This window comes from Modestobacter excelsi, assembly GCF_005930495.1.
GTDB classification, from domain to species: domain Bacteria; phylum Actinomycetota; class Actinomycetes; order Mycobacteriales; family Geodermatophilaceae; genus Modestobacter; species Modestobacter excelsi.
Genome location: NZ_SJEX01000078.1, coordinates 1 through 24845, shown reverse-complemented (window position 1 = coordinate 24845; position 24845 = coordinate 1). Strand labels below are relative to the sequence as shown.

Genomic DNA, 24845 nt, shown 5'->3' with positions numbered 1-24845 from the left:
GGAGGGGCGCGTGGGGCAGGTGGTTGCCGTCACTGTCCGCTCTTGGACGAACGCGCGGAGTGGTGAGCAGCGGTGCGACGGGTGTGACGGTTGGTACAGGTCGTGCTCCACAGGCTGCTGCCACGGCGTGCCTCGTTCCAGTCACCCACCGGATCCCGTCACGGATCATTAGTCTGGTCGTCATGCCCGACCGCTGTGAGGTCCTCCCCGGAGACTCTGTCGTCGCCCGCCGTGGTGGCGGCCTGCTGTGGGTCGACGCCCCCGGGTCGCCGGCGCTGGTGGCCGCGTTGCACGCCTGCCTGGGGGTCGCCGGCCCCGGCGCCGACCGGGTGCTGGCCGCCGTGGCCGGCCAGGTGTCCCGGCTCGCGGACGGCCCTGCGTCCTTCGCGCTCGTCCTCGCCGACACCACGGGCGGGTCCGCCGCCGGCGTCGCGCTGTGGTCGGGCAAGGGCCAGCCGGCCGTGGACGGCGTCCCGGTGTCCGGTTCCGCAGCCGACGGCTGCACGCTCGCCGCCGGCTTCTCCCTCGGCCAGACCCTCTACGTCGGCCCCGGCCAGTCCGCCGCCGCGATGCCCCCGGGCGTCGCGCTCGACCTCGTCGAGGGCACCGTCCCCGGTTCCGGGGCGCTGCTCCAGCACGCCGCCGCGGCCTCCTCTGCCTCGGTCGCCCCGCCGGCCACCTCGCTGCCCAGCGGGGAGTCCTTCACCGCGGGCTCGGACGCCGGCTTCGGCAACTCCGGCCGGATGGCCGCCCAGGCCCCCGCGACGGGTGGCGAGCAGACCGCGTTCTGGCGGCCCGAGCCGCCGGCTGCGCCGGTGCTGCGCTTCGACGACGGCATGGTCGTCACCGTCGACGAGGACCTCGTGCTCGGTCGCCGTCCCGACGGCCACGACCTGGTGACCAGCGGGAACGCCCGCCCGGTGCCGATCGCCGACACCCAGAACGTGCTCTCCTCCGCGCACGCGGCCATCCAGCGCGCCGGCCGGGAGGTGTCGCTCACCGACCTCGGCTCGCTCAACGGCACGCACGTCGCCGGCCCCGAGGCCACCGAGTGGACCCAGCTCGAGCCCGGCGTCCCGCACCCGCTCGCCGACGGCGACCGGCTGCTGCTCGGCTGGACCGTCATCACGTTCGAGCAGGCCCCCGAGTAAGAAGCGCTGCTGACGACACGGCCCCGTCCCTGAGCAGGGGGACGGGGCCGTGTCACGTCCAGAGGGGTCGGGGACGAGTGATCGCGAGGAGTGGGGCCCGGAGGGTCCCGCGACCGAGCGACTCAGCGGCTCAGCTCAGCCGGGGAACGGCTCCTGGCCGCGGTGCGGCCCGTCAGGGTCGCCATGTCGTCGCAATACCCTCAGCGCCCAGACCGAGCGGTCCGGCAGCCGGACCTCGCCCGGCGGCAGCGCGGTGGGACGCGGCGGCACCCCGGTCGGGTACTCGGTGGCCAGCACCAGCTCGTAGCCGTCCCCCCAGGGCGCCGCGGGCAGGACGACGTCCACCGGCTCGGGGCCGGCGTGCAGCCAGACCAGCCACGAGTCGCCGACGACCGGCCGGCCCCGCTGGTCGCGGTGCCGCAGCCCGCGGCCGTCGAGGTACATGCCGATCGTCTGCAGGCCGGTGTCGAACCAGTCGCGGTTGGTCAGCTGCTCCCCGCCGGGGGCGAACCACGCGAGGTCACGGGTGCCGCCGGTGCCGGGGACCTCGCTGCCCTCGAAGAACGCCTCCTGCCGCAGCGCCGGTGAGGTGCGGCGCAGGCCGACCACGTGGGCCACGAAGCTCCACAGGTCCGCGTCGATGGCGGCCCAGTCCAGCCAGGAGACCTCGTTGTCCTGGCAGTAGGCGTTGTTGTTGCCGCCCTGGGTGCGGCCCAGCTCGTCGCCGGCGGTGAGCATCGGCACGCCGGTGGACAGCAGCAGGGTGGCCAGGTGGTTGCGCACCTGGCGGCCGCGCAGCTCGAGCACGGCCGGGTCGTCGGTCGGCCCCTCGACGCCGGTGTTCCAGTTCCGGTTGTGGCTCTCGCCGTCCCTGTTGTCCTCGCCGTTGGCCTCGTTGCGCTTGTGCTCGTAGGAGACCAGGTCGGCCATGGTGAAGCCGTCGTGCGCGGTGACGAAGTTGACCGAGGCGAACGGCCGGCGACCGTCGGAGCGGTACAGGTCCGAGGAGCCGGTCAGCCGGTAGGCGAGGTCTCGGACGCCGACCTGCGCCCCGGACCACACGTCCCGCACCGTGTCGCGGTACTTGCCGTTCCACTCCGTCCACGGCGGAGGGAAGTTGCCCACCTGGTAGCCGCCCTCGCCGACGTCCCACGGCTCGGCGATCAGCTTCACCGAGCTGACCACGGGGTCCTGGTGGACGACGTCGAAGAACGCCGACAGCCGGTCGACGTCGTGCATCGACCGGGCCAGTGCCGAGGCCAGGTCGAAGCGGAACCCGTCGACGTGCATCTCGGTCACCCAGTAGCGCAGTGAGTCCATCAGCAGCGCCAGCACCGCCGGCCGGCGCACGTCCAGGGTGTTCCCGCAGCCGGTGTAGTCGGTGTAGCGGGACGGGTCGTCGCCGGCACCCGGCCCGCCCAGGCGGTAGTACCCGGCATTGTCGATGCCCTTGAACGACAGCGTCGGTCCGGTGTGGTCGCCCTCGGCGGTGTGGTTGTAGACGACGTCGAGGAGAACCTCGATGCCGGCCGCGTGCAGCGCCTTGACCATCGCCTTGAACTCGGTGACCTGCCCGCCGCCGGTGCCCGCCGAGCTGTAGGCGCCGTGCGGGGCGAAGTAGCCCAGCGTGTTGTAGCCCCAGTAGTTGGTCAGCCCGCGGCGCAGCAGGTGCGGCTCGCTGACGAACTGGTGCACCGGCAGCAGCTCGACGGCGGAGACGCCGAGGGAGATCAGGTGCTCGACGAACGCCGGGTGGGCCAGCCCCGCGTAGGTGCCGCGCAGCTCCGGGGGGACGTCGGGGTGGCGCATGGTGGCGCCCTTGACGTGCACCTCGTAGACGACGGTGTCCGACCACGGGGTCTGCAGCAGCGCGTCGCCGTCCCACGGGAAGGAGTCGTGGACGACGACGCCGCGCGGTACGAACGGGGCGGAGTCCGCCGGGTCGAGGGTGAACGGGTCGCGCGGGTCGTGGGCGAAGAGCGACCCGTCGAGGACCAGGTTGCCGTCGACCGCGCGGGCGTAGGGGTCCAGCAGCAGCTTCGCCGGGTTGTACCGGGCGCCGGAGGAGGGGTCGTACGGGCCGTGCACCCGGTAGCCGTACCGCTGACCGGGGCCGATGCCGGGGACCCGACCGTGCCAGACCTGGTGGGTCGTCTCCCGCAGCCGCTCGCGGTGCTCGGTGCCGTCGGGGTCGAACAGGCACAGGTCGACGGCGGACGCGCCGGCCGACCAGAGCGCGAAGTTCGTGCCCGTGCCGTCCCAGTGAGCACCCAGCGGAGCTGCCTGGCCGGGCCACACCTCGACGGTCCGCGCGCTCCTCGATGCAGTCACCCGGGCATCCTGCCCGACCGGCGGCGCGCCGTGCCGCAGCCCGGTGCCCGGGATCGTCGGCGGGTTGGTTGGATGAGCGGCGTGTGGACAGAGCCGGTCGTCGAGATCCGGGGCGTGGACGTCGTCCGAGGCGAGGCGCACCTGCTGCGCGGGGTCGACTGGACCGTCCGGCCCGACGAGCGGTGGGTCCTGCTGGGGCCCAACGGCGCGGGCAAGACGACGCTGCTGCAACTGGCCTCCGCGCAGATGCACCCGACCCGCGGCTCGGTGACCATCCTCGGCGAGACCCTCGGCGCGGTCGACGTCTTCGAGCTGCGCCCGCGGATCGGGCTGACCAGCGCGGCGCTGGCCCAGCGGATCGACCCCGGTGAGCGGGTGGGCGACATCGTGGTCAGCGCCGGGTACGCCGTCGTCGGCCGGTGGCGGGAGCGCTACGACGTCCACGACCTGACCCGGGCCGCAGTGCTCATGCAGCAGTGGGGCGTGGCCCGGATGGCACACCGGCCCTTCGGCACGCTGTCCGAGGGGGAGCGCAAGCGCACCCAGATCGCCCGGGCGCTGATGACCGACCCCGAGCTGCTGCTGCTCGACGAGCCGGGCGCCGGGCTGGACCTGGGAGGCCGGGAGGACCTGGTCACCCGGCTGGCCGACCTGGCCGGCGACCCCTACGCGCCGGCGCAGGTGCTGGTCACCCACCACGTCGAGGAGATCCCGCCGGGCTACACGCACGCGCTGCTGCTGCGCGGCGGTGAGGTGGTGGCGGCCGGGCCGGTCGAGGACGTGCTGACCGCCCCGCTGCTCTCCGACGCGTTCGGCTTGCCGCTGGAGGTCCAGCGGGAGGGCGGGCGGTACGCCGCCCGGCGAGCCACCCAGCCGGTCGTCCAGGCAAGCTGATCCCCCGCAGGACACCGACGTCCACCGCAGCAGCACGGAGGCCCCCATGGCAGACCCCGAGTTCGTCACCCTCCAGGTGGAGGACGGAGTCGGCACGATCCGGCTCGACCGCCCGAAGATGAACGCCATCGACGAGCAGCTGCACCTGGAGGTCCGGGCCGCGGCGATGCAGGCGGCCGAGCGGGCGGACGTGCGCGCCGTCGTCCTCTACGGCGGCGAGCGGGTGTTCGCCGCCGGCGCCGACATCAAGGCGATGTCCTCGCTCGACGGGTCGGGCATGGTCGCCTGGGGGCGTGAGCTGACCGCCTCCTTCACCGCGGTCGCCCGGATCCCCAAGCCGGTCATCGCCGCGGTCACCGGCTACGCCCTCGGCGGCGGCTACGAGCTGGCGCTCTGCGCCGACTTCCGGGTGCTGGGCACCAACGCCAAGATCGGCCAGCCGGAGATCCTGCTCGGGGTGATCCCCGGCGCCGGCGGCACCCAGCGGCTGGCCCGGCTGGTCGGCCCGGCCAAGGCCAAGGACCTGGTGTTCACCGGCCGGCACGTGGCCGCGGAGGAGGCCCTGGTCATGGGGCTCGCCGACGCCGTCGTCCCGGACGACGAGGTGTACCCGACCGCCGTCGCGATGGCCCGCAAGTTCGCCGCCGGGCCGCCGCTCGCGCTGGCCGCCGCCAAGCAGGCCATCGACGAGGGCCTCGACGGCGACCTGGACGCCGGTCTGGCGCTGGAGAGCCGGCTGTTCGCCGGGCTGTTCGACACCGAGGACCAGAAGACCGGGATGCGCTCGTTCCTGGAGAGCGGTCCGGGGAAGGCGACCTTCACCGGTCGCTGAGCCGGTCGACGGCGGTGGGGGATCATGCCGGGGTGACCGCCGGCGCCCCCACCGACCTCGACCGCTCCGACCCGGGCGGCCGGGCCTGGCTGGAGCGGGCCGTGGCGCTGGTCGAGGCCGACGCGCACCGGTCGGCCGACACCCACCTGCTGGTGTACCCGCTGCCGCCTCGGTGGGGCATCGACCTGTACCTGAAGGACGAGTCGACCCACCCGACCGGCAGCCTCAAGCACCGGCTCGCCCGCTCGCTGTTCCTCTACGCGCTGTGCTCCGGCCAGCTGCACGAGGGCAGCACCGTCGTGGAGGCCTCCAGCGGGTCCACCGCCGTCAGCGAGGCGTACTTCGCGCGGATGCTCGGCCTGCCGTTCGTCGCGGTGATGCCCGCGACGACGAGCACGGAGAAGATCGCGCTGATCGAGTTCCACGGTGGCCGCTGCCACCTGGTGACCGAGCCCGGCACCGTCTACGACGAGGCTCGCAGGATCGCCGCGGAGACCGGCGGGCACTACCTGGACCAGTTCACCAACGCCGAGCGGGCCACCGACTGGCGCGGCAACAACAACATCGCCGAGTCGGTCTTCGACCAGTTGTCGCGGGAGCGGCACCCGGTGCCGGAGTGGGTGGTCGTCGGCGCCGGCACCGGCGGCACCAGCGCGACGATCGGGCGCTACCTCCGGTACCGCCGGCTCCCCACCCGGCTGGCCGTCGTCGACCCGGAGGGGTCGGCGTTCTTCCCCGGCTGGCGCGACGCCGACCCGGCCGCCCCCGGCCGGGGCTCGCGGATCGAGGGCATCGGGCGGCCCCGGGTCGAGCCCTCGTTCGTGCCGACCATCGTCGACCGGATGGTCTGCGTCCCCGACGCCGCGTCGTTGGCCGCGATGCGGCACCTGGAGCGGGTCACCGGCCGCCGGGCCGGTGGGTCCACCGGCACCAACCTCTGGGGTGCCTTCGGCCTGATCGCCGAGATGCTGGCCGCCGGGCGCACCGGCAGCGTGGTCACCCTGCTGTGCGACGGCGGCGAGCGGTACTCCTGCACCTACTACGACGACGGCTGGGTCGCGGCGCAGGGCCTGGACCTCGCGCCGCACACGGCCGCGTTGGAGGCCTTCGCCCGGACCGGGGAGTGGCGGACCGCTGGGTGACCGGGGTCACGGGACCCACCCTGCCCACGGGGTGTTACCCGGAAGTAACCTCGATGATCGGCAGCGAGGCGGGCTTCGCCCGTGCCCCCATGAACCACCGCGGAGGATGGTCTGACGATGAACATCGTCGTTCTGGTCAAGCAGGTCCCCGACTCGGGCAGCGAGCGCAAGCTGGACCCGGCGGACAACACCGTCGCCCGCGCAACCGCGGACAACGTCATCAACGAGATGGACGAGTACGCCATCGAGGAGGCGCTGACGGTCAAGGAGGCCCAGGGCGGGGAGGTCACGGTGCTGACCGTCGGCCCGGCCACCGCCACCGATGCGATCCGCAAGGCGCTGTCGATGGGCGCGGACAAGGCCGTGCACGTCCTCGACGACGCCATCCACGGGTCCTGCGCGGTGCAGACCTCGGCGGTCATCGCCGCGGCGCTGGGTCAGCTGGAGTACGACCTGGTCCTGTGCGGTGCCGAGGCCACCGACGCGCAGCTGTCCGTCATGCCGGCGCTGCTGGCCGAGCGGCTGGGTCTCCCGCAGCTGTCCGGTGCGCGCAAGCTCACCGTCGAGAACGGCATGGCGAAGATCGAGCGGCAGACCGACGGCGGCTACTGGGAGATCGAGGCGCCGCTGCCGGCCATCGTGTCCACCTGGGACACCATCAACGAGCCCCGCTACCCCTCCTTCAAGGGGATCATGGCGGCGAAGAAGAAGCCGGTGCAGACCCTGACGCTGGCCGACCTGGGCATCGACCGGGCCACGGTGGGCCTGGCGACCGCGACCAGCAAGGTCGTGGACTTCGCCGGCCGCCCGCCCAAGGGCGAGGGCGTCAAGGTGCCCGACGAGGGCGACGGCGCGGAGAAGCTGGTGGGCTTCCTGGCCGCCCAGAAGATCGTCTGACCGGTCCGAGACCGAGAGCTGAGGAGACACCGACATGGCAGAGGTCCTGGTCCTGGTCGAGCTCAACCCCGCCGCCGGCGGGCCCCGCAAGACGACGCTGGAGGCGCTGACCGCCGCCCGCGCGCTCGGTGAGCCCTCCGCGGTGGTGATCGGTGCCCCCGGCACCGCCGCCGGCGTGAAGGACGCACTGGCCGAGTACGGCGCGGCGAAGGTCTACGTCGCTGAGTCCCCCGAGGTCGAGGAGTACCTGGTCGCTCCCAAGGCGGAGGTGCTCGCCCAGCTGGTGGCCGAGAAGTCCCCGGCCGCGGTGGTCATCCCCTCCTCGCCGGAGGGCAAGGAGATCGCCGGCCGGCTGGCGATCAAGACCGGCTCGGGGTTCCTGACCGACGTCACCGAGATCGCCCCCGACGGCACCGCCACCCAGGTGGCGTTCGCCGGGGCGACGATCGTGCACTCCCAGGTCACCGTCGGCACCCCGATCTACACGCTGCGCGGCAACTCGGTCACCCCCGAGCCGGCTCCGGCCGCCGGGGCCGAGGAGACCGTGCAGGTGCAGATCTCCGAGGCGGCCAAGGCGACCCGGGTGACCGACCGGGTGGTGGAGCAGAAGAGCAGCCGCCCGGAGCTGACCGAGGCCTCCATCGTGGTCTCCGGTGGCCGCGGGGTCGCCTCCGCGGAGAACTTCTCCGTCATCGAGGGGCTCGCCGACTCCCTCGGTGCCGCCGTCGGTGCCTCCCGCGCCGCGGTGGACTCCGGCTTCTACCCGCACTCCTTCCAGGTCGGGCAGACCGGCAAGACCGTCTCGCCGCAGCTCTACATCGCGGTCGGCATCTCCGGGGCGATCCAGCACCGGGCCGGCATGCAGACGTCGAAGATCATCGTCGCGGTCAACAAGGACCCCGAGGCGCCGATCTTCGAGCTCGCCGACTTCGGCGTGGTGGGCGACCTGAACACCGTCGTCCCGGCTGCCACCCAGCAGATCTCCGCCCGCCGGGGCTGATGAAGGGCCCCCTTGCCCCCCACCGCTCGCAGGCTCGCGGCGGGGCACGGCAAGGGGGCCGTTCCAGGCGGTCCCGTTGAGCGCCGGTCCCTGCGGGGGCCGGCGCTCGCTGCGTCCCGGCGGGTCGGGAAGGGACGGGCCGAGGTGGGGGTTGCGCCCGAGGTGGGAGGACCAGGGGCGCCGGGGCTGCTCGACGCCCGGCACCGGCTGACCACCGTCGGCCTGCTGCTCCTGGTCACGCTGGTGGCCTTCGAGTCGATGGCGGTGGCCACCGCGATGCCCACCGCGGTGACCGAGCTCGACGGCCTGGCCTGGTTCGGCTGGCCCTTCACCGCCTTCCTGGTCGCGCAGGTGGTCGGCATGGTCGTCGGAGGCGACGTCGGTGACCGGCGAGGGGCCCGGGCCGGCCTGGTCGGGGGCGTCGCGGTGTTCGCCGTCGGCCTGCTCGCCTGCGGGCTCGCGGCGGACATGGCCCTGTTCGTGGCCGGCCGCGCGGTGCAGGGCTTCGGCGGCGGGCTGATCTCGGTCGCGCTCTACGTCGCCATCGGGCAGGCCTACGACGCGTCGCTGCGACCCCGGTTGTTCGGTGCCACGGCGGCGGCCTGGGTGCTGCCCGCGCTCATCGGCCCGCTGGTGGCGGGTGCGCTGACCACCTCGGTGGGCTGGCGCTGGGTGTTCCTCGGCCTGCTGCCGCTGGTGCTGGTCGGGCTCTGCCTGGTGCTGCCCGCCCTGCGCGGCCTCGCGGTCCCGGCGGACCCGCCGCCGGCCCGCGTCACCCGTCGCTGGTGGGCCGGCCTGGCCGGACTCGGGGTCGGTGCCCTCCAGTACGCCGGCCAGCGGCTGGACCTGCTCGGTGCCGTCCTGGCCGTCGTCGGACTGGTCGCGCTGGCCGTCGGCCTCCGGCCGCTGCTGCCCAGCGGGACGGTCCGTGCGCGCCGCGGGCTGCCCACCGTGGTGGCGGCCCGGGGTCTGCTGGCCGGCTCCTTCTTCGGCATGGACGCGCTGCTGCCGCTCACCCTGAGCTCGGTGCACGGCTACAGCCCCACGGCCGCCGGCGTCCCGCTGACCGCCGGCGCCGTGGGGTGGGCGGCCGCCTCGCAGGTGCAGGGCCGGTACGCGGGCGCCTCACGGGTGCAGCTGCTGCGGCTGGGCTTCGTGCTGCTGGCCGTCGGGCTGGCCGGCACCGCGGTGACCGCCGTCCCGGGCGTCGGGGGCTGGCCGGCCTACCTGACCTGGGGCCTCGCCGGGCTCGGCATGGGGTTGGGCATGCCCAGCGTCGGGGTGCTGCTGCTGGCGCAGTCGCCCGAGCACCGCCGCGGCGCGGACTCCGCGGCCCTCAACGTCGCCGACGTGACCGCGTCGGCGCTGTGCATCGGCCTGACCGGTGTCCTGGTGGCGGCGGCCACCGCCGGCCTGCTGCCGTTGCGCGCCGTCCTGGTCGTGGTGGCCGCGGTGTACGCCGCGCTGGCCGTCGCCGGCGCGGTCGTCGCCGCCCGCGCTGCCGCACCGGTCGCGGCCGCGGCACCCCCGGCCGGCGCGACTACTCTGGCGGGGCCATGACGTACCTGGACCACGCTGCGACGACGCCGATGCTGCCGTCGGCCCTGGCGGCCATGACCGAGCAGCTGGTCCGGGTCGGCAACGCGTCGTCGCTGCACGCCAGCGGCCGCGAGGCCCGGCGCGTCGCCGAGCAGTCCCGCGAGCAGCTGGCTGCGGCGCTGGGCGCCCGGCCCTCGGAGGTGCTGTTCACCGGCGGTGGCACGGAGGGCGACAACCTCGCCGTCAAGGGCCTGTACTGGGCCCGCCGCGCCGCCGACCAGGGCCGCCGGCGGATCGTGGCCAGCCCGGCCGAGCACCACGCCGTCCTGGACAGCGTGGAGTGGCTGGAGAAGCACGACGACGCCGAGGTCACCTGGCTGCGCGTCGAGCCCGACGGGCGGATCACCCCCGACGCGCTGGCCGAGGCCCTCGGCGACGGCCGGGACGTCGCCGTCGCCAGCGTGATGTGGGCCAACAACGAGATCGGTGCGGTGAGTGACCTCGCCGCGCTCGCCGCCGTCGCGCACGCGGTGGGGGTGCCGCTGCACACCGACGCGGTGCAGGCCATCGGCCAGCTCCCGGTGGACTTCGGGGCCAGCGGCGTCGACGCGCTGACGATGACCGGTCACAAGCTCGGCGGCCCGATGGGGGCCGGTGCGCTGCTGCTCCGCCGGGACGCCGAGTGCACGCCGCTGCTGCACGGCGGCGGTCAGGAGCGCGACGTCCGGTCCGGCACGCTCGACGTCGCGGCCATCGTCGGCCTCTCGGCCGCCACCCGGTCCGCCGTCGACGAGCGGGGTGAGCGCGCCGCGCGGCTGACCGCCCTGCGCGACCGGCTGGTGGCCGGCGTGGTGGATCAGGTGCCCGACGCGCAGCTCAACGGACCGGCGCTGGACGACGTGGTCGCCGGCGGCCCGGGGCGGCTGCCCGGGAACGCGCACCTGTCCTTCCCCGGCGCCGAGGGCGATGCGCTGCTCATGCTGCTCGACGCCCGCGGGATCGAGTGCTCGACCGGGTCCGCGTGCAGTGCCGGGGTCGCGCGGCCCAGCCACGTGCTGCTGGCAGCCGGCGCCGACCCCGCCCGCGCCCGCAGCTCGCTGCGCTTCAGCCTCGGGCACACCTCGACCGACGCCGACGTCGACGCCCTGCTGGCCGTGATGGCCCCGGTGGTCGAGCGCGCCCGGCGAGCCGGCATGGGCGGGCACTGACCGTGCGCCTCATCGCCGCGATGAGCGGGGGAGTGGACTCCGCGGTCGCCGCCGCGCTGGCCGTCGAGGCCGGGCACGACGTCACCGGGGTCCACCTGGCGCTGTCCCCGGACCGGCAGACGCTGCGCAGCGGCGCGCGCGGTTGCTGCAGCGTCGAGGACGCCCACGACGCCCGCCGGGTCGCCGACTCCCTCGGCATCCCGTTCTACGTGTGGGACCTCGCCGACCGCTTCCGCGAGGACGTCGTCGAGGACTTCGTGGCCGAGTACGCCGCCGGCCGCACGCCCAACCCGTGCCTGCGCTGCAACGAGAAGATCAAGTTCTCCGCCGTGCTCGACCGGGCGCTGGCGCTGGGCTTCGACGCCGTCGTCACCGGCCACCACGCGCGGCTCGCCGACGGTGAGCTGCGCCGCTCGGTCGACGCGGCGAAGGACCAGTCCTACGTGCTGGGCGTGCTCACCGCCCGGCAGCTCGCCGGGGCGGTGTTCCCGCTCGGGTCGATGACCAAGGAGCGGGTGCGCGAGCTGGCCGCCGAGCGCGGCTACGCGGTGGCCACCAAGCCCGACTCGCACGACATCTGCTTCATCCCCGACGGCGACACCCGCGGCTTCCTGGCCCGGCGGCTGGGGGAGCAGCCCGGCCCGGTGGTCGACGCGGCGACCGGCGCCACCGTCGGCACCCACGCCGGCGCGTACGGCTTCACCATCGGGCAGCGCCGGGGGCTGGGGGTCAGCGCCGGCGACCAGCGGCCGCGGTACGTGCTGGGCATCGAACCGGTCAGCCGCACGGTGACGATCGGCACCGCGGAGCAGGCCGAGGTCGACGAGGTGGTCACCCACGCGCCGACCTGGACCGGCCGGGCGCCGCAGCTGCCCTGCCGTGCGTCGGTCCAGCTGCGCGCGCACGGGACGCCGGTCGGCTGCACCGTGGCCGCCACCGAGGAGGGCGGCCTGCGGATCGAGTTCGCCGAGCGGCAGCGCGGCGTGGCCCCGGGGCAGTCCGCCGTGCTCTACGCCCCGGACGCCGACCGGGGCGACCGGGTGCTGGGCCAGGGCACCGTGTTGCGCGCGGGTGAACGGTCGGCGGCGCTGCACAACTGACCCTTGGCACGCGCACAGCACGGGGTTAGCGTCTGGACCGCACGACGTTGCGCACGGCTGCTCAAAGCGAGTTCAGACCTCAGTGCCCCGCTGCCGGGCCGAGCACCGCACGGCCCGGTCCTCGTGTCCTGGAGGACCCTTGCGCAGAACGCGCCTGACGATCGCCGTGACCGTGACCGTGACCGTGGCCGCTGCCACGGTCGTGGGTCTGCCCACCGCCGCCTCCGCCGCGCCCAAGGACGTGACCGTCCAGCTGCTGGCGATGAACGACTTCCACGGCCGCATCACCGAGACCACCGGTTCGGACAGTCAGCTGCTCACCGCTCCAGGGCCGGACGGTGCCTACGGGTCGACCGACGACGTCAAGACCGTCGTCGGTGGCAGCGCGAACGTGGCCACCACGGTCAAGACGCTGCAGTCGTCCTTCGACGGCACCACGCAGGGCCCGCACACGTCGCTGTTCGTCGGCGCGGGTGACCTGGTCAGCGCCTCGCCGTTCGAGTCGAGCGTGTTCAAGGACGAGCCGACCATCGAGGTCCTCAACGCCATGGGGCTGGACGTCTCCTCGGTCGGCAACCACGAGTTCGACCGGGGCACCGACGAGCTCCGCCGGATCTCCGCGGCCACCGACGGCACGTACACCGACGACGTCACCGAGTGCGAGGGCATCACGGTGGGCGTCGACGGCTGCTTCGGGACCGACGGCCACGAGTTCGAGGGGGCGGACTTCCCCTACCTCGCCGCGAACGTCGTCTCGAAGGAGACCGGGCAGCCGATGCTGCCGCCGTACCAGGTCTTCACCACGCCGGCGAACCAGAAGGTCGCCATGATCGGCGTGGTCACGAAGACGACCCCGACCATCGTGGCGCCGACCGGCATCGCCGACGTCGACGTCATCGACGAGGCGCAGGCGGTCAACACCTGGGTGCCCGAGCTGCAGGCCATGGGCATCCAGGCCATCGGCGTCCTGGTCCACGAGGGCGGCACGGCCGGCAACGCGGCGCCCCCCACGCCGGCCTACGACGGCTGTGCCGGGCTCACCGGCCCGATCGTCGACATCAACCAGCGGATCGACCCCGCGGTCGACCTGATCGTCAGCGCGCACACCCACAACGCCTACAACTGCAAGCTCGCCGACGGCAAGGGCCACGAGCGCCTGGTCACCCAGGCCGGCTACTACGGCCGGCTGATCACCGACATCCGCCTCTCGCTGGACCGCAAGACCGGCGACGTGAACCGCTCGGCGACCTACTCGGCCACCAACGTGCCGGTGACCCGCACTGCCCCGGACGCCACGGTGCAGGGGATCGTCGACTACTGGAACGGCCGGGCCGCGGAGGCCGGCAACGTGGTGGTCGGGTCGATCACCGCCGACATCACCCGCGCCTACACCACCCCCGCGCCCACCGCGGAGGTGCCCAACCCGGCGCCGGTGGAGAACCGCGGCGGCGAGTCCAGCCTGGGCAACCTGGTCGCCCAGGCCCAGCTCGAGGCGCTGCAGTCCGACCAGTACGGCAACCCGGTGATCGCCTTCATGAACCCGGGCGGGCTGCGCACCGACCTCACGTACGCGTCCAGCCAGGGCGGTGAGGCCCCGGGTCAGGTGACCTTCCGGGAGGTGTTCAACGTCCAGCCGTTCAGCAACACCGTCAACGCGGTGACCCTGACCGGTGCGGCGATCAAGGACGTGCTGGAGCAGCAGTTCCCCTCTGCCGCACGCAGCAGCCAGCTGATCCTCGGGACGTCGGAGGGCTTCTCCTACTCCTACGACGCCGCAGCGCCGGAGGGTCAGCGGGTGATCGCCTCGTCGATCACGCTGAACGGCACGGTCATCGACCCGAAGGCGAGCTACCGCGCGGTGGCGAACTCGTTCCTGATCGGCGGCGGTGACAGCTTCGCGGCCTTCAAGACGGGAACGAACCCGATCACCGGCCCGGTCGACGCGGACACCGCCGTGACCTACTTCGAGAAGCACTCCCCGGTCAGCCCGCCTCCGGCGAACCACGCCAAGCCGGTCTGACCGGTCGGCGAGGCCACCGCGCCGGCGGGCTACCGTCGGCGCCGTGGCCTCCTCGATCGAACTGCCCGACGACGGCAGCACCCCGGGCGACGAGCCCGACGGCACCGACCTGAGGCCGGTCCCCACCGTGTGGGGGCCGGCCTCCGGCGTCGGGTCCCTCCCCGGCACCGACCCGGTGGAGGCGATCCGGCTGGTGACCGGGGAGCTGCCGGACTTCCCGCACCTGCCCGAGCTCCCTGGGCGCGGCGCCGGGGCCGACATGATCGGTCGCACGGCGGCACTTCTGGTCGACCTGCACGTCGACCTGACCCCGGCCGGCTGGCGGCTGGTCACCCGGCCCGGCGCCGACGTGCGCCGGGCGCAGGGGATGCTGGCCCGGGACGTGGACGCGCTGTTCGAGGTCGCCGAGCGGTACACCGGACCGTTCAAGGTGCAGGTGGCCGGGCCGTGGACCCTCGCGGCCGGACTCGAGCGGACCCGTGGTGACCGGGCCGTCGTCGACCCCGGCGCGCGTCGGGACCTGGCGCAGTCGCTGGCCGAGGGCATCGCTGCGCACGTCGCCGACGTCTCGGCCCGGGTGCCCGGCGCCCAGGTCGTCGTCCAGCTCGACGAGCCGTCGGTACCCGCCGTCCTGCAGGGCGGCCTGCCGACGGTCAGCGGCTTCGGGAAGCTGCCGGCGGTCGAGGCGCACGTGGTGGAGGAGCTGCTCACCCTGCTCGTCGACCGGGTGCCCGCCCCGGTCGTCGTCCACTGCTGCGCGCAGCGGGCGCCGCTGGACCTGTTCCGCGCTGCGGGGGCCGCCGGGTTGTCCTTCGACCTCGGCACGGTGCAGGACCTCGATGCCGTCGGCACGGCCGTGGAGGCCGGTACCCACCTGCTCGTCGGCGTCGTCCCGGGGACCGACGCGACGCTGACGCCGGCCAAGGCGACCGCCAGCCGGCTGACCGCCTGGTGGAACGAGCTGGGCTTCCCGGCTGAGCAGCTGCACACCGCCGTCACGCTCACCCCGGCCTGCGGCCTGGCGGGCGCGAGCCCGGCCTACGCCCGGACGGCGATGGCCCACGTCCGCGAGGCCGCGAAGTACCTCCAGCCGGAGTGACCCCCGCCGCCGATGCGGTCCTCCAGGGGGAGCGCCAAAGGCACGCCTTCGGCGTCCGTGCCGGCAGCGCCAAAAGCACGCCTTCGGCCTATGCGTCGGTTGTCGGTGCCCTGTCAAGCGCTCCGCGTGATCTGTGGACGGGTGCCTGACCTGCGAATATGTCTTGTCGGGCACTCCTGATACCGCTAGACTTCGTACACCTGTTCGAAGCAGTGGAGGAGGTGTCCGGTGGGGGAGTTGCAGTCCGCGCTGGACGCCCTGGCCGCCGAGGACCTCGACCTGCTCACCGGCCCGGCGTTGCTGGAGCGGCTGGGTCCGTTGCTGGTGCTGTCCAACCGGATCGCCGCCGAGATCACCCGCACCGTGCGCCGGTGCGAGCTGACCGGCGCCGCGGAGCACGACGGCACGAAGACGGTGGCCTCCTGGCTGCGCGGGCACGGGCACCTGACCGCCGGTGAGGCCGGGCGGCTGGTGCGGTCGGGCCGGGCGCTGGAGCACCTGCCGGCCACCGCGGCGGCGTTCGCCGCCGGCACGCTCACCGCCGCCCAGGTCGCGACCATCGCCCCCATCGCCGGGGAGGCCGAGCGGGCCGCCGCCGACGAACAGGACGTCGACCTCGGGGCGGTCGACCGGGCGCTGGTCGCCGTCGCCGAGGGTGAGGCGCACGACCGGCTGCCGCAGGTGGTGCACCACTACCGGCAGGCCCTGGACCCTGATGGCACCGAACCCGACCCCACCGAGGGGCGCCGGCTGTTGTTCACCCGGCACGCCGAGGGCAGCGGCACCGGCCGCTTCGACCTGGACGCGGTCGGTTTCGAGAAGGTGCGGGCCGCGATCGAGGCCATCGTGCAAGCCGCCCGCCCCCAGGGCGACACCCGGACCCGCGCCCAGCAGCAGGCCGACGCCCTCGTCCAGCTCTGCGACAACGCCCTGGCGTCGGGGAACCTGCCGCTGCTGCGCACCGTCAAGCCCCAGGTGGTCCTCGAAGTCGGGCTGGAGGACGTGGTCGACCCCGCCACCGGCCCGGGTGCGGCCCGCACCGGCTTCGGCGCGCAGATCTCCGCCGCCCGCGCCCGCTGGCTGGCCTGCGACGGTGCCATCTCCCGCATCGTGATGGGCCCCGACGGGGTGCCGCTGGACCTGGGCCGGGACCACCGGGTGGTCACCCCCAGCCTGCGCAAGGCCGTGGAGCGCCGGGACCGGCACTGCGTGTTCACCGGCTGCGACGCCCCCACCCACTGGTGCGAGGTGCACCACCCGGCCACTCCCAGGGGCCCGCGGCGAGCTTGCGAGTCGTGGGGAGGGAGTGGTCCTTACACACACCAAGGTGCATCACGGGTTCCGGATCGAACGAGATCCCGGCGGCCGATGGCACACCTACCGCCCCGACGGCACCGAGATCCTCATCGGACCACTCCTCCGGATCTGAGTCCCCGCTCGTCCATGGGTCCCGGACGGGTGAGCGCGGGTCGTTCGGCGGTTTCTCGTCCGACCCTCCGGATACCGTCAGCGACGTGAGCACCGAGGCAGAGGTGGAGCGGGAAGCCGTCGACGGCGTGGACCAGCCGTCGGTGGAGGCTGCGGTCGACCGGGAGGACCTCACCCAGGTCCCCGACGACGCGCGCACCCGGCACCGCGACCTGTCCGAGCAGCTGGACGGGTACGCGTTCGCCTACTACGTCCAGGACGCCCCGCTGGTCAGCGACGGTCAGTACGACGAGCTGATGGGCGAGCTCAAGGCCCTCGAGTCGGCCCACCCGGCGCTGGTCACCCCCGACTCGCCGAGCCAGAAGGTCAACGGCGGTTTCGGTGCCACCTTCGCCCCGGTCACGCACCCAGAGCGGATGCAGAGCCTGGACAACGTCTTCTCCTCCGACGAGCTGTCCGCCTGGGCCGCCCGTGCCGAGCGCGACGGCGCCGCGGGCGCCGGCTTCCTCTGCGAGCTCAAGGTCGACGGCCTGGCCATCGACCTGGTCTACGAGCGCGGCCGGCTCACCGGCGCCGCCACCCGCGGTGACGGGACGACGGGGGAAGACGTGACCGCCAACGTCCGCACCATGGCCGTCGTCCCCCAGCAGCTGCGCGGCGACGACGTCCCGGACTTCCTCGAGGTCCGCGGCGAGGTCTACTTCCCGGTCGCCGCCTTCGCCGAGGTCAACGCCGGCCTGGTCGAGGCCGGCAAGGCGCCGTTCGCCAACCCGCGCAACGCCGCCGCCGGCTCGTTGCGGCAGAAGGACGCCCGCGAGACCGCCAAGCGCCCGCTCAGCATGGTGGTGCACGGCATCGGCGCCCGCCGCGGCTTCGAGCCCGAGCGCCAGTCGACGGCCTACGAGCAGCTGCAGACCTGGGGGCTGCCGGTCAGCACGCGCTACGCCGTGGTCGAGGACCTGGAGGGCGTGCGGGCCTTCATCGAGCGGTACCGCGAGCAGCGGCACTCGGTCGAGCACGAGATCGACGGCGTCGTCGTCAAGATCGATCAGGTCTCCCTGCAGCGCCGGCTCGGGTCGACCAGCCGCGCCCCCCGCTGGGCCATCGCCTTCAAGTACCCCCCGGAGGAGGCGACGACGAAGCTGCACGACATCCGGGTCAACGTCGGCCGCACCGGCCGGGTCACCCCGTTCGCCTACATGGAGCCGGTCAAGGTCGCCGGCTCCACCGTCCAGCTCGCCACGCTGCACAACGCCAGCGAGGTCAGGCGCAAGGGCGTGCTGATCGGCGACACCGTCGTCATCCGCAAGGCCGGCGACGTCATCCCGGAGGTCCTCGGCCCGGTGGTCGCCGCCCGCGACGGCTCCGAGCGGGAGTTCGTCTTCCCCACGCACTGCCCCGAGTGCGGCACCGAGCTGCGCCCGGAGAAGGAGGGCGACGCCGACATCCGCTGCCCGAACGCCCGGTCCTGCCCGGCGCAGCTGCGGGAGCGGGTGTTCCACGTCGCCGGCCGGGGCGCCTTCGACATCGAGGTGCTGGGCTACGAGGCAGCCATCGCGCTGCTGGAGAGCCACCTGCTCACCGACGAGGGCGACGTCTTCTCCCTCGACGAGGACGCCCTGCGGCGCACCGACTTCTTCACCAAGAAGGACGGCACCCTCTCCGCCAACGGGCAGAAGCTGCTCGCCAACCTGCAGACCCGCAAGGACGTCCCGCTCTGGCGGGTGCTGGTCGCGCTGTCCATCCGGCACGTCGGCCCGACCGCCGCGCAGGCACTGGCCCGGGAGTTCCGCTCGCTGGACCGGCTGCAGGAGGCCGGCCAGGAGGAGCTCGCCGCCGCGGAGGGCGTCGGCCCGACCATAGCCACCGCGGTCCGTGACTGGTTCGCCGTCGACTGGCACCGGGACGTGGTCGAGAAGTGGCGCCAGGCCGGCGTCCGGATGGTCGACGAGGGCGAGGAGGCCGGTCCCGGCCCGCTGACCGGGGTCACCGTCGTCGTCACCGGGTCGCTGCGCGACCACAGCCGCGACTCCGCGATCGCCGCCATCCAGGAACGCGGCGGCAAGGTGACCGGCTCGGTCTCGAAGAAGACCGGCTTCGTGGTCGTCGGCGCCGACCCCGGCAGCAAGTACGACAAGGCCGTGTCGGTGAAGGCGCCGATCCTGGACGACGACGGCTTCGCGGTGCTGCTGGACCAGGGCCCGGACGCCGCGCGCGAGGTGGCCACCATCGGCGACGGGAGCGCTCCTCCCGAGGCTGAGGGGTCCTCCCGCTAGGCCGGGGGCAGCCGGGCGACGGTGGCGGCGAGCCCGGTGAGGTGGGCCAGCCGCAGCAGCTCCGAGCGGCGGAACGCCGGCCCGCCGGAGCGGCCGAGCAGCACCGCCGCGCCGTCGGGGTCCAGCGGCGCGGCCATCATCTCCACCGCCATCTCCTGCCACCGCTCGGGCACCCAGTCCGCGTCGCTGGGCAGCAGCATCGGCGACCTGAGCGGCAGCCACGGCAGGGCGATGCCCTCCAGCGCGGGCGCGGCGTCGGAGGCGGCCAGCAGCGTGACGTCGGTCCGGCCGTCGGCCAGCACCACCGCCCAGCCGGCTCGGAAGACCCGCGGGAGCTCCGTGGCGAGCACCTTCGCGGTGCCCACGCCGGCGGGCGCGAGGGCCTCCAGCAGGTCCAGCTCGCGGTGGGTGTCCAGCGGGCCGGCGAACGGGCGGAGCGACTCCACCTGCACCCCGGGCACGGCAGTCGCCGCGGTGATCAGGCTGTCGGCCACCCGGTCGGCGGGGAGCTCCACCACGACGTCGTCCACGGCGACGCCGTTGCCCCGTTCCAGGACGTCGACGGAGATGATGTCGATGCCGGCGGCGCCGAGCGCGGTCGCGACCGCGCCGAGCGTGCCGGGCCGGTCGGGGACGACCAGCCGCAAGAGATAGGACACGGATCCCTCCGGTGCCGTGCTGCGCGGCCGATCGACGTCGATCGTGAACAGGCCCCAGCCTTCCCCATCCCGGGCCCGGGGACCAGCCCCGCCGCGCGATCGGGCGGGAAGTGGCTCCCGCGTAGAGTGACGGGGTCCTGGAGCGATGAGGAAGAGGGTCCTGACCCAGCATGGACGGCGCAGCATGAGCAGCATCTCGCGGGACGACGTCGCGCACCTGGCGCGGTTGTCGCGCCTGGCGGTCACCGACGAGGAGCTCGACCGGTTCGCCGGCCAGCTCGACCAGGTGCTGGCCGCGGTGGCGCGGGTGGGGGAGGCCGCGGTGGCCGACGTCCCGCCGATGTCGCACGCCGTCCCGCTCACCAACGTGCTGCGCGCCGACGAGGTGAGGCCCAGCCTGCCGCGTGACGCGGTGCTGGCCGGGGCGCCCGCCGCCGAAGAGGGCCGGTTCCGCGTCCCGCGCATCCTGGGGGAAGAAGAGTGACGGACCTCACGCGCATCGACGTCGCCGAGCTCGGCCGGCTGCTGACCGCCGGGGAGGTGAGCGCGGTCGAGGTGACCCGCGCGCACCTGGACCGGATCGCCACCGAGGACGGCCGCCTCGGTGCCTACCTGCACGTCGAGGACGACGCCGCGGTCGCTGCCGCGACCACCGTCGACGAGGCCCGCGCACGGGGCGAGGAGCTGGGCCCGCTGGCGGGGGTGCCGGTCGCGCTCAAGGACCTCGTCGTCACCCAGGGCGTGCCGACCACCAGCGGCTCGAAGATCCTCGAGGGCTGGCGGCCGCCCTACAGCGCCACCATCGCCACCCGGCTCGCCGACGCCGGCACCGTGCTGCTGGGCAAGACCAACATGGACGAGTTCGCGATGGGCTCCTCCACCGAGAACAGCGCCTACCAGGTGACCCGCAACCCGTGGGACCTCGACCGCATCCCGGGCGGCTCGTCCGGTGGGTCGTCGGCCGCGGTCGCCGGCCACCTCGCCCCCTGGGCGATCGGCACCGACACCGGCGGCTCGATCCGGCAGCCGGCCGCCGTCACCGGCCTGGTCGGGCACAAGCCCACCTACGGCTCGGTCTCCCGCTACGGCCTGATCGCGTTCTCCTCCAGCCTCGACCAGGCCGGCCCGCTGGCGCGCACCGTGCTCGACGCCGCGCTGATGCACGAGGTCATCGGCGGCCACGACCGGTGCGACTCCACGAGCATCGACGCGCCGCTGGTCGGGCTGGCCGACGCCGCCCGCGCCGGCGCCGCCGGCGACCTGCGGGGCGTCCGGGTCGGGGTCGTGCGGGAGCTCGGCGGGGACGGCCACACCGAGGGTTACGAGCCCGGCGTGCTGGCCCGCACCCGGGAGGCGGTCGAGGTGCTCGCCGGGCTGGGCGCCGAGGTCGTCGAGGTCTCCTGCCCCTCCTTCGACCTGGCGCTGCCGGCCTACTACCTGATCGCGCCCAGCGAGGCCTCGTCCAACCTGGCCCGTTACGAGGGGGTCCGCTTCGGCCTCCGCGCCGGGGACGACGGCAACCGCGACCTGGACGACGTCATGGCCCTCACCCGCGAGCAGGGCTTCGGCCCCGAGGTGAAGCGCCGCATCATCCTCGGCACCTACGCGCTGTCCAGCGGCTACTACGACGCCTACTACGGGCAGGCGCAGAAGGTCCGGACGCTGATCACCCGCGAGTTCACCGCGGCCTTCGCCGACGTCGACGTGCTGGTCAGCCCCACCACGCCGACCGTCGCGTTCCCGATCGGCACCCGGGTCGACGACCCGATCGCGATGTACGCCGCCGACCTGTGCACGCTGCCGGCGAGCCTGGCCGGGCTGCCGGCCATCTCGGTGCCCAGCGGGCTGTCCGACGGGCTGCCCGTCGGCCTCCAGGTGATGGCCCCTGCGCTCGCCGACGACCGCTGCTACCGGGTGGCCGCCGCGCTCGAGGCCGCGCAGGACGGCGCCCGCGGCCACCGGCTCCTCGACGAGCTGCCCACCCCGGCGGGTGCGGCATGAGCGGCGCACTGAAGGCCGCCTGGGCCCTCACCGTCTTCGTCATCGTGGTCGGCATCGTCGGCTGGGCCCTCAGCGGCCAGGCGGTGTTCGCCGTCTTCATCGTCCTCGGCGTGCTCACCGGCGCGGCCGCCGCGTTCGCCTTCCGCACCACCCCGTCGTCCTCCGAGGAGCTGAAGTGACGACCATGACCACCGGCGACCGCCTGGTCGACTACGACGAGGTCCTCACCCGCTACGAGCCGGTCATCGGGCTGGAGACCCACGTCGAGCTGGGCACCGCCTCGAAGATGTTCTGCGGCTGCGCGACCACCTTCGGCGCCGAGCCGAACACCCACACCTGCCCGGTCTGCCTGGGCATGCCCGGCTCGCTGCCGGTCGCCAACGCCGCCGCGGTCGAGGCCACCATCCGGATCGGCCTGGCGCTGGGCTGCCGGATCGCGAGCTGGTCCCGGTTCGCGCGGAAGAACTACTTCTACCCGGACATCCCCAAGGGCTTCCAGACCAGCCAGTACGACGAGCCGCTGTGCGTCGCCGGCCACCTGGACGTCGAGGTGGACGGGCGTGAGTACCGAGTCGAGATCGAGCGCGTGCACCTGGAGGAGGACACCGGCAAGAACCTGCACGTCGGTGGTTCCACCGGGCGCATCCACGGCGCCGACCACTCGCTGATCGACTTCAACCGGGCGGGCATCCCGCTGGTGGAGATCGTCACCCGACCGGTGCCCGGCGCCGGCGCGAAGGCCCCCGAGGTGGCCCGCGCCTACGTCACCGAGCTGCGCGAGATCGTGCAGGCACTGGGCGCCTCCGACGTCCGGATGGAGCAGGGCAGCCTGCGCTGCGACGTGAACATCTCGCTCAACCCGATCGGCGCCCTGGAGCTGGGCACCCGCACCGAGACCAAGAACGTGAACTCGCTGCGTTCGGTGGAGCGCGCCGTCCGGTTCGAGATGCGCCGACAGGCCGCCGTCCTCGACGGGGGCGGCCGGGTCGTGCAGGAGACGCGGCACTTCCACGAGGACACCGGCACGACGTCCTCCGGGCGCAGCAAGGAGGAGGCGACCGACTACCGGTACTTCCCCGAGCCCGACCTCGTGCCGCTCGCCCCGGACGCCGACTGGATCGAGCAGTTGCGGGCCGCGCTGCCCGAGCTGCCGGCTGCCCGCCGTGCCCGGTTGCAGCAGGAGTGGGGCATCTCCGGCACCGAGATGACCTGGCTGGCCAACGCCGGCGCGCTCGGCCTGGTCGAGCAGACCGTCGCCGCGGGCGCCAGCCCCGGCGATGCCCGCAAGTGGTGGCTGGGCGACCTCGCCCGCCGGGCCAACGAGGCCGGCACCGAGCTCGCCGAGCTGCCGATCACCCCGGCGCAGGTCGCCGAGCTGTCCGGGCTCATCGCCGAGGGCACCATCAACGACAAGCTGGCCCGGCAGGTGCTGGACGGCGTGCTCGCCGGCCAGGGCGGCCCGGCGCAGGTCGTCGCCGCCCAGGGGCTGGCAGTGCTGGGGGAGAGCGACGAGCTCGTCGCCGCCGTCGAGGCGGCGATCGCCGGTGCGCCGGACGTCGTCGCGAAGGTGCAGTCGGGCAAGGTGCAGGCGCTCGGTGCGCTGGTCGGTGCGGTCATGAAGACCACCCGCGGCAAGGCCGACGCCGGCACCGTGAAGCGGATGCTCGAGGAGCGGGTGCTCAGCTCCTAGCGTGGGCGGCGTGGAGCTGCCTGCCGTCGAGCTGCGCCCGCTGGTCCGGGCCGACTTCCCCTTGCTCGGCCGCTGGCTGGCCGAGCCGCTGGTCGTCCGGTGGTGGCACCACGAGAGCACGCCCGAGGCGCTCGAGCGGGACTTCGGCCCGAGCCTGGACGGCGAGGACGTCACCGCGCTGTACGTGGCCGAGCACGACGGCGCCCCGTTCGGTCTGGTGCAGGTGTACCCGATCGAGGCCTACCCCGAGTACGTCGAGGAGCTCACGCCGGTCTGCGTCGTCCCGGCCGGGGCGCTGAGCATCGACTACCTCATCGGCGAGCCGTCCGCCCGGGGCCGCGGGCTGGGCACCGCGATGATCGCCGCCGCCGTGGCGCGGGGGTTCGACGACCACCCCGACGCCGCCGACGTGCTGGTGCCCGTGGCGCTGGGCAACGTGGCCTCGTGGCGGGCGCTGCGCCGGGCGGGTGCCGGCTGGTACGCCGCCGGTGAGCTGAGCCCGGACAACCCCGCCGACCCGCCGGACCACGTCGTCCACCGGTTCACCCGGCCCTCGCTGCTACAGGGGTGAGTCGGACCCCGAGGACGGCGGGACCACCCGCAGCACCCGGTCGTCGTCCTCCTCCGGCGTGCCCACGCCGTCCCGGTTGGACGTGGTGATCCACAGCGCGCCCGTCGGGTCGAGCACCACCGTGCGCAGCCGGCCGTACTGGTCCTCCAGGAACGGCTGGGGCTCACCGACCAGGTCGCCGCTGCCGTCGAGCTGGGTCACCCGCACCTGCCGGCCGTCCATCGCCCCGAGGAACACGTAGGGGCCCGAGACGGTGCAGCCGCCGAGCCCGCCCTCGGCCGCGGGCACCTCGAGCACCGGGTCCGTGCCGTCGGGTCCGACGTCGCCGCTGGGCCTGACGGCGTCGAGGACGTCGCTGCCCGACCGGGCCTCGTCGGTGGCGTAGAGCTGCATCGGGCCCTGGCACAGCGCGGTGACGTCCTGGTGCCCGCGGCTGAGCACCGGCCCGGCGCCCACCGGCTGGCCGAAGACGTCGATGGCGAGCACCTTGCCGGCCAGCGACACCGGGTCCTCGGCCAGCGCGGGATCGCCGGTGTCGCCGGTGCCGACGTAGAGCGTGCCGTCGGGGCCGAACAGCAGCCCGCCGCCGTTGTCGACCTCACCACGGGGGATCCCGGTGAGGACGGGGTTCGGCGTGCCGCCGAGCGGGAAGCGGACCACCCGGTTGTCGGTCGCGGTGGAGAGGTAGGCGTAGACCAGGCCGTCCTCGGCGAAGGTGGGGGACAGCGCCAGCCCGAGCAGGCCGCCGTCCCCACCGGCGTCGACCGGCAGCGTCATCAGCTCGCGGGCGGGGGAGCGGTCGGGGAAGACCTGCAGCAGTCGGCCGGAGTCACGCTCGCCGACGACCGCGCTGCCGTCGGGCAGCACCACGAGGCCGGTCGGGACGGTCAGGCCGGTGGCCACGACGTTCGGGTCGCCGTCCTGCTCGTCCTCGGTCCCGGGCGTGGAGGGCGTGCCGGGGGCGGGAACCTGTCTCTTATACACCTCTGACGCTGCCGACGACAAAG

General features: G+C 74.0%; 21 protein-coding genes. 18 read left to right on the top strand and 3 right to left on the bottom strand.

What is annotated here, in order from left to right; genetic code table 11:
* Positions 1-182: 182 nt before the first annotated feature.
* Positions 183-1151, top strand: coding sequence for an FHA domain-containing protein (locus FHL80_RS20345; protein ID WP_138735172.1), 969 nt, complete (start codon positions 183-185; stop codon positions 1149-1151).
* A 135-nt stretch (positions 1152-1286) separates the two neighbouring features.
* Here FHL80_RS20345 and glgX read toward each other — a convergent pair whose 3' ends face one another.
* Positions 1287-3482 carry a glycogen debranching protein GlgX gene (gene glgX, locus FHL80_RS20340; RefSeq protein ID WP_138735171.1) on the bottom strand — a complete coding sequence of 732 codons (2196 nt, stop codon included), beginning with the start codon at positions 3480-3482 and terminating at the stop codon, positions 1287-1289.
* Positions 3483-3554: 72 nt separating this feature from the next.
* Between glgX and FHL80_RS20335 the strand changes: the two genes are divergently transcribed.
* The 12 genes from FHL80_RS20335 (at position 3555) to ligA (ending at position 18917) form a co-directional block, all read left to right on the top strand.
* Positions 3555-4376, top strand: coding sequence for an ABC transporter ATP-binding protein (locus FHL80_RS20335; RefSeq protein WP_138735170.1), 822 nt, complete (start codon positions 3555-3557; stop codon positions 4374-4376).
* A gap of 46 nt (positions 4377-4422) precedes the next feature.
* On the top strand, positions 4423-5208 hold the full coding sequence (locus FHL80_RS20330) for an enoyl-CoA hydratase/isomerase family protein (protein ID WP_138735169.1): 786 nt from the start codon (positions 4423-4425) through the stop codon (positions 5206-5208).
* 32 nt (positions 5209-5240) lie between these two features.
* Positions 5241-6350, top strand: coding sequence for an L-cysteine desulfhydrase Cds1 (gene cds1, locus FHL80_RS20325; RefSeq protein WP_216870908.1), 1110 nt, complete (start codon positions 5241-5243; stop codon positions 6348-6350).
* Positions 6351-6467: 117 nt separating this feature from the next.
* The gene (locus FHL80_RS20320; RefSeq protein WP_138735168.1) at positions 6468-7247 is read left to right on the top strand and encodes an electron transfer flavoprotein subunit beta/FixA family protein; all 780 of its coding nucleotides are present in this window, start codon (positions 6468-6470) and stop codon (positions 7245-7247) included.
* 34 nt (positions 7248-7281) lie between these two features.
* Positions 7282-8247 carry an electron transfer flavoprotein subunit alpha/FixB family protein gene (locus tag FHL80_RS20315; protein WP_138735167.1) on the top strand — a complete coding sequence of 322 codons (966 nt, stop codon included), beginning with the start codon at positions 7282-7284 and terminating at the stop codon, positions 8245-8247.
* A 162-nt stretch (positions 8248-8409) separates the two neighbouring features.
* Complete coding sequence (locus tag FHL80_RS20310; protein ID WP_246078833.1) at positions 8410-9807, top strand: MFS transporter; 1398 nt, start codon at positions 8410-8412, stop codon at positions 9805-9807.
* Positions 9804-10994: a cysteine desulfurase family protein gene (locus FHL80_RS20305; protein WP_138735165.1), complete on the top strand. Its 1191-nt coding sequence runs from the start codon at positions 9804-9806 to the stop codon at positions 10992-10994. The genes FHL80_RS20310 and FHL80_RS20305 overlap by 4 nt, the downstream gene beginning before the upstream one ends.
* Before the next feature lie 2 nt (positions 10995-10996).
* Positions 10997-12094: a tRNA 2-thiouridine(34) synthase MnmA gene (gene mnmA, locus FHL80_RS20300; RefSeq protein ID WP_138735164.1), complete on the top strand. Its 1098-nt coding sequence runs from the start codon at positions 10997-10999 to the stop codon at positions 12092-12094.
* 166 nt (positions 12095-12260) lie between these two features.
* On the top strand, positions 12261-14114 hold the full coding sequence (locus FHL80_RS20295) for a bifunctional metallophosphatase/5'-nucleotidase (RefSeq protein ID WP_246078831.1): 1854 nt from the start codon (positions 12261-12263) through the stop codon (positions 14112-14114).
* A 43-nt stretch (positions 14115-14157) separates the two neighbouring features.
* Complete coding sequence (locus FHL80_RS20290; RefSeq protein WP_216870907.1) at positions 14158-15213, top strand: methionine synthase; 1056 nt, start codon at positions 14158-14160, stop codon at positions 15211-15213.
* Positions 15214-15441: 228 nt separating this feature from the next.
* Positions 15442-16731: a DUF222 domain-containing protein gene (locus tag FHL80_RS20285; RefSeq protein ID WP_342777348.1), complete on the top strand. Its 1290-nt coding sequence runs from the start codon at positions 15442-15444 to the stop codon at positions 16729-16731.
* Complete coding sequence (ligA, locus tag FHL80_RS20280) at positions 16728-18917, top strand: NAD-dependent DNA ligase LigA (protein ID WP_138735162.1); 2190 nt, start codon at positions 16728-16730, stop codon at positions 18915-18917. The genes FHL80_RS20285 and ligA overlap by 4 nt, the downstream gene beginning before the upstream one ends.
* On the opposite strand, the gene FHL80_RS20275 is transcribed toward ligA, so the two are convergent.
* The gene (locus FHL80_RS20275) at positions 18914-19576 is read right to left on the bottom strand and encodes an ACT domain-containing protein (RefSeq protein ID WP_138735161.1); all 663 of its coding nucleotides are present in this window, start codon (positions 19574-19576) and stop codon (positions 18914-18916) included. The two genes, ligA and FHL80_RS20275, sit on opposite strands and share 4 nt — an antisense overlap.
* 184 nt (positions 19577-19760) lie before the next feature.
* Between FHL80_RS20275 and gatC the strand changes: the two genes are divergently transcribed.
* From gatC to FHL80_RS20250, 5 genes are read left to right on the top strand one after another with little or no spacing between them, the layout of a single operon-like run.
* Positions 19761-20060: an Asp-tRNA(Asn)/Glu-tRNA(Gln) amidotransferase subunit GatC gene (gene gatC / locus FHL80_RS20270; protein WP_138735160.1), complete on the top strand. Its 300-nt coding sequence runs from the start codon at positions 19761-19763 to the stop codon at positions 20058-20060.
* Complete coding sequence (gene gatA / locus FHL80_RS20265; RefSeq protein WP_138735159.1) at positions 20057-21577, top strand: Asp-tRNA(Asn)/Glu-tRNA(Gln) amidotransferase subunit GatA; 1521 nt, start codon at positions 20057-20059, stop codon at positions 21575-21577. The genes gatC and gatA overlap by 4 nt, the downstream gene beginning before the upstream one ends.
* Positions 21574-21756 (top strand): hypothetical protein, encoded by a 183-nt coding sequence (locus FHL80_RS20260; RefSeq protein WP_138735158.1) that lies wholly within the window; start codon positions 21574-21576, stop codon positions 21754-21756. Before gatA ends, FHL80_RS20260 begins: the two co-directional genes overlap by 4 nt.
* 5 nt (positions 21757-21761) lie before the next feature.
* Entirely contained in the window at positions 21762-23267 is a 1506-nt protein-coding gene (gene gatB / locus FHL80_RS20255) for an Asp-tRNA(Asn)/Glu-tRNA(Gln) amidotransferase subunit GatB (protein WP_138735173.1), read from the top strand.
* A 10-nt stretch (positions 23268-23277) separates the two neighbouring features.
* Entirely contained in the window at positions 23278-23838 is a 561-nt protein-coding gene (locus FHL80_RS20250) for a GNAT family N-acetyltransferase (protein ID WP_138735157.1), read from the top strand.
* On the opposite strand, the gene FHL80_RS27290 is transcribed toward FHL80_RS20250, so the two are convergent.
* Positions 23827-24822: a PQQ-dependent sugar dehydrogenase gene (locus FHL80_RS27290; protein ID WP_246078830.1), complete on the bottom strand. Its 996-nt coding sequence runs from the start codon at positions 24820-24822 to the stop codon at positions 23827-23829. The genes FHL80_RS20250 and FHL80_RS27290 overlap by 12 nt on opposite strands.
* Between the last annotated feature and the right edge of the window lie 23 nt (positions 24823-24845).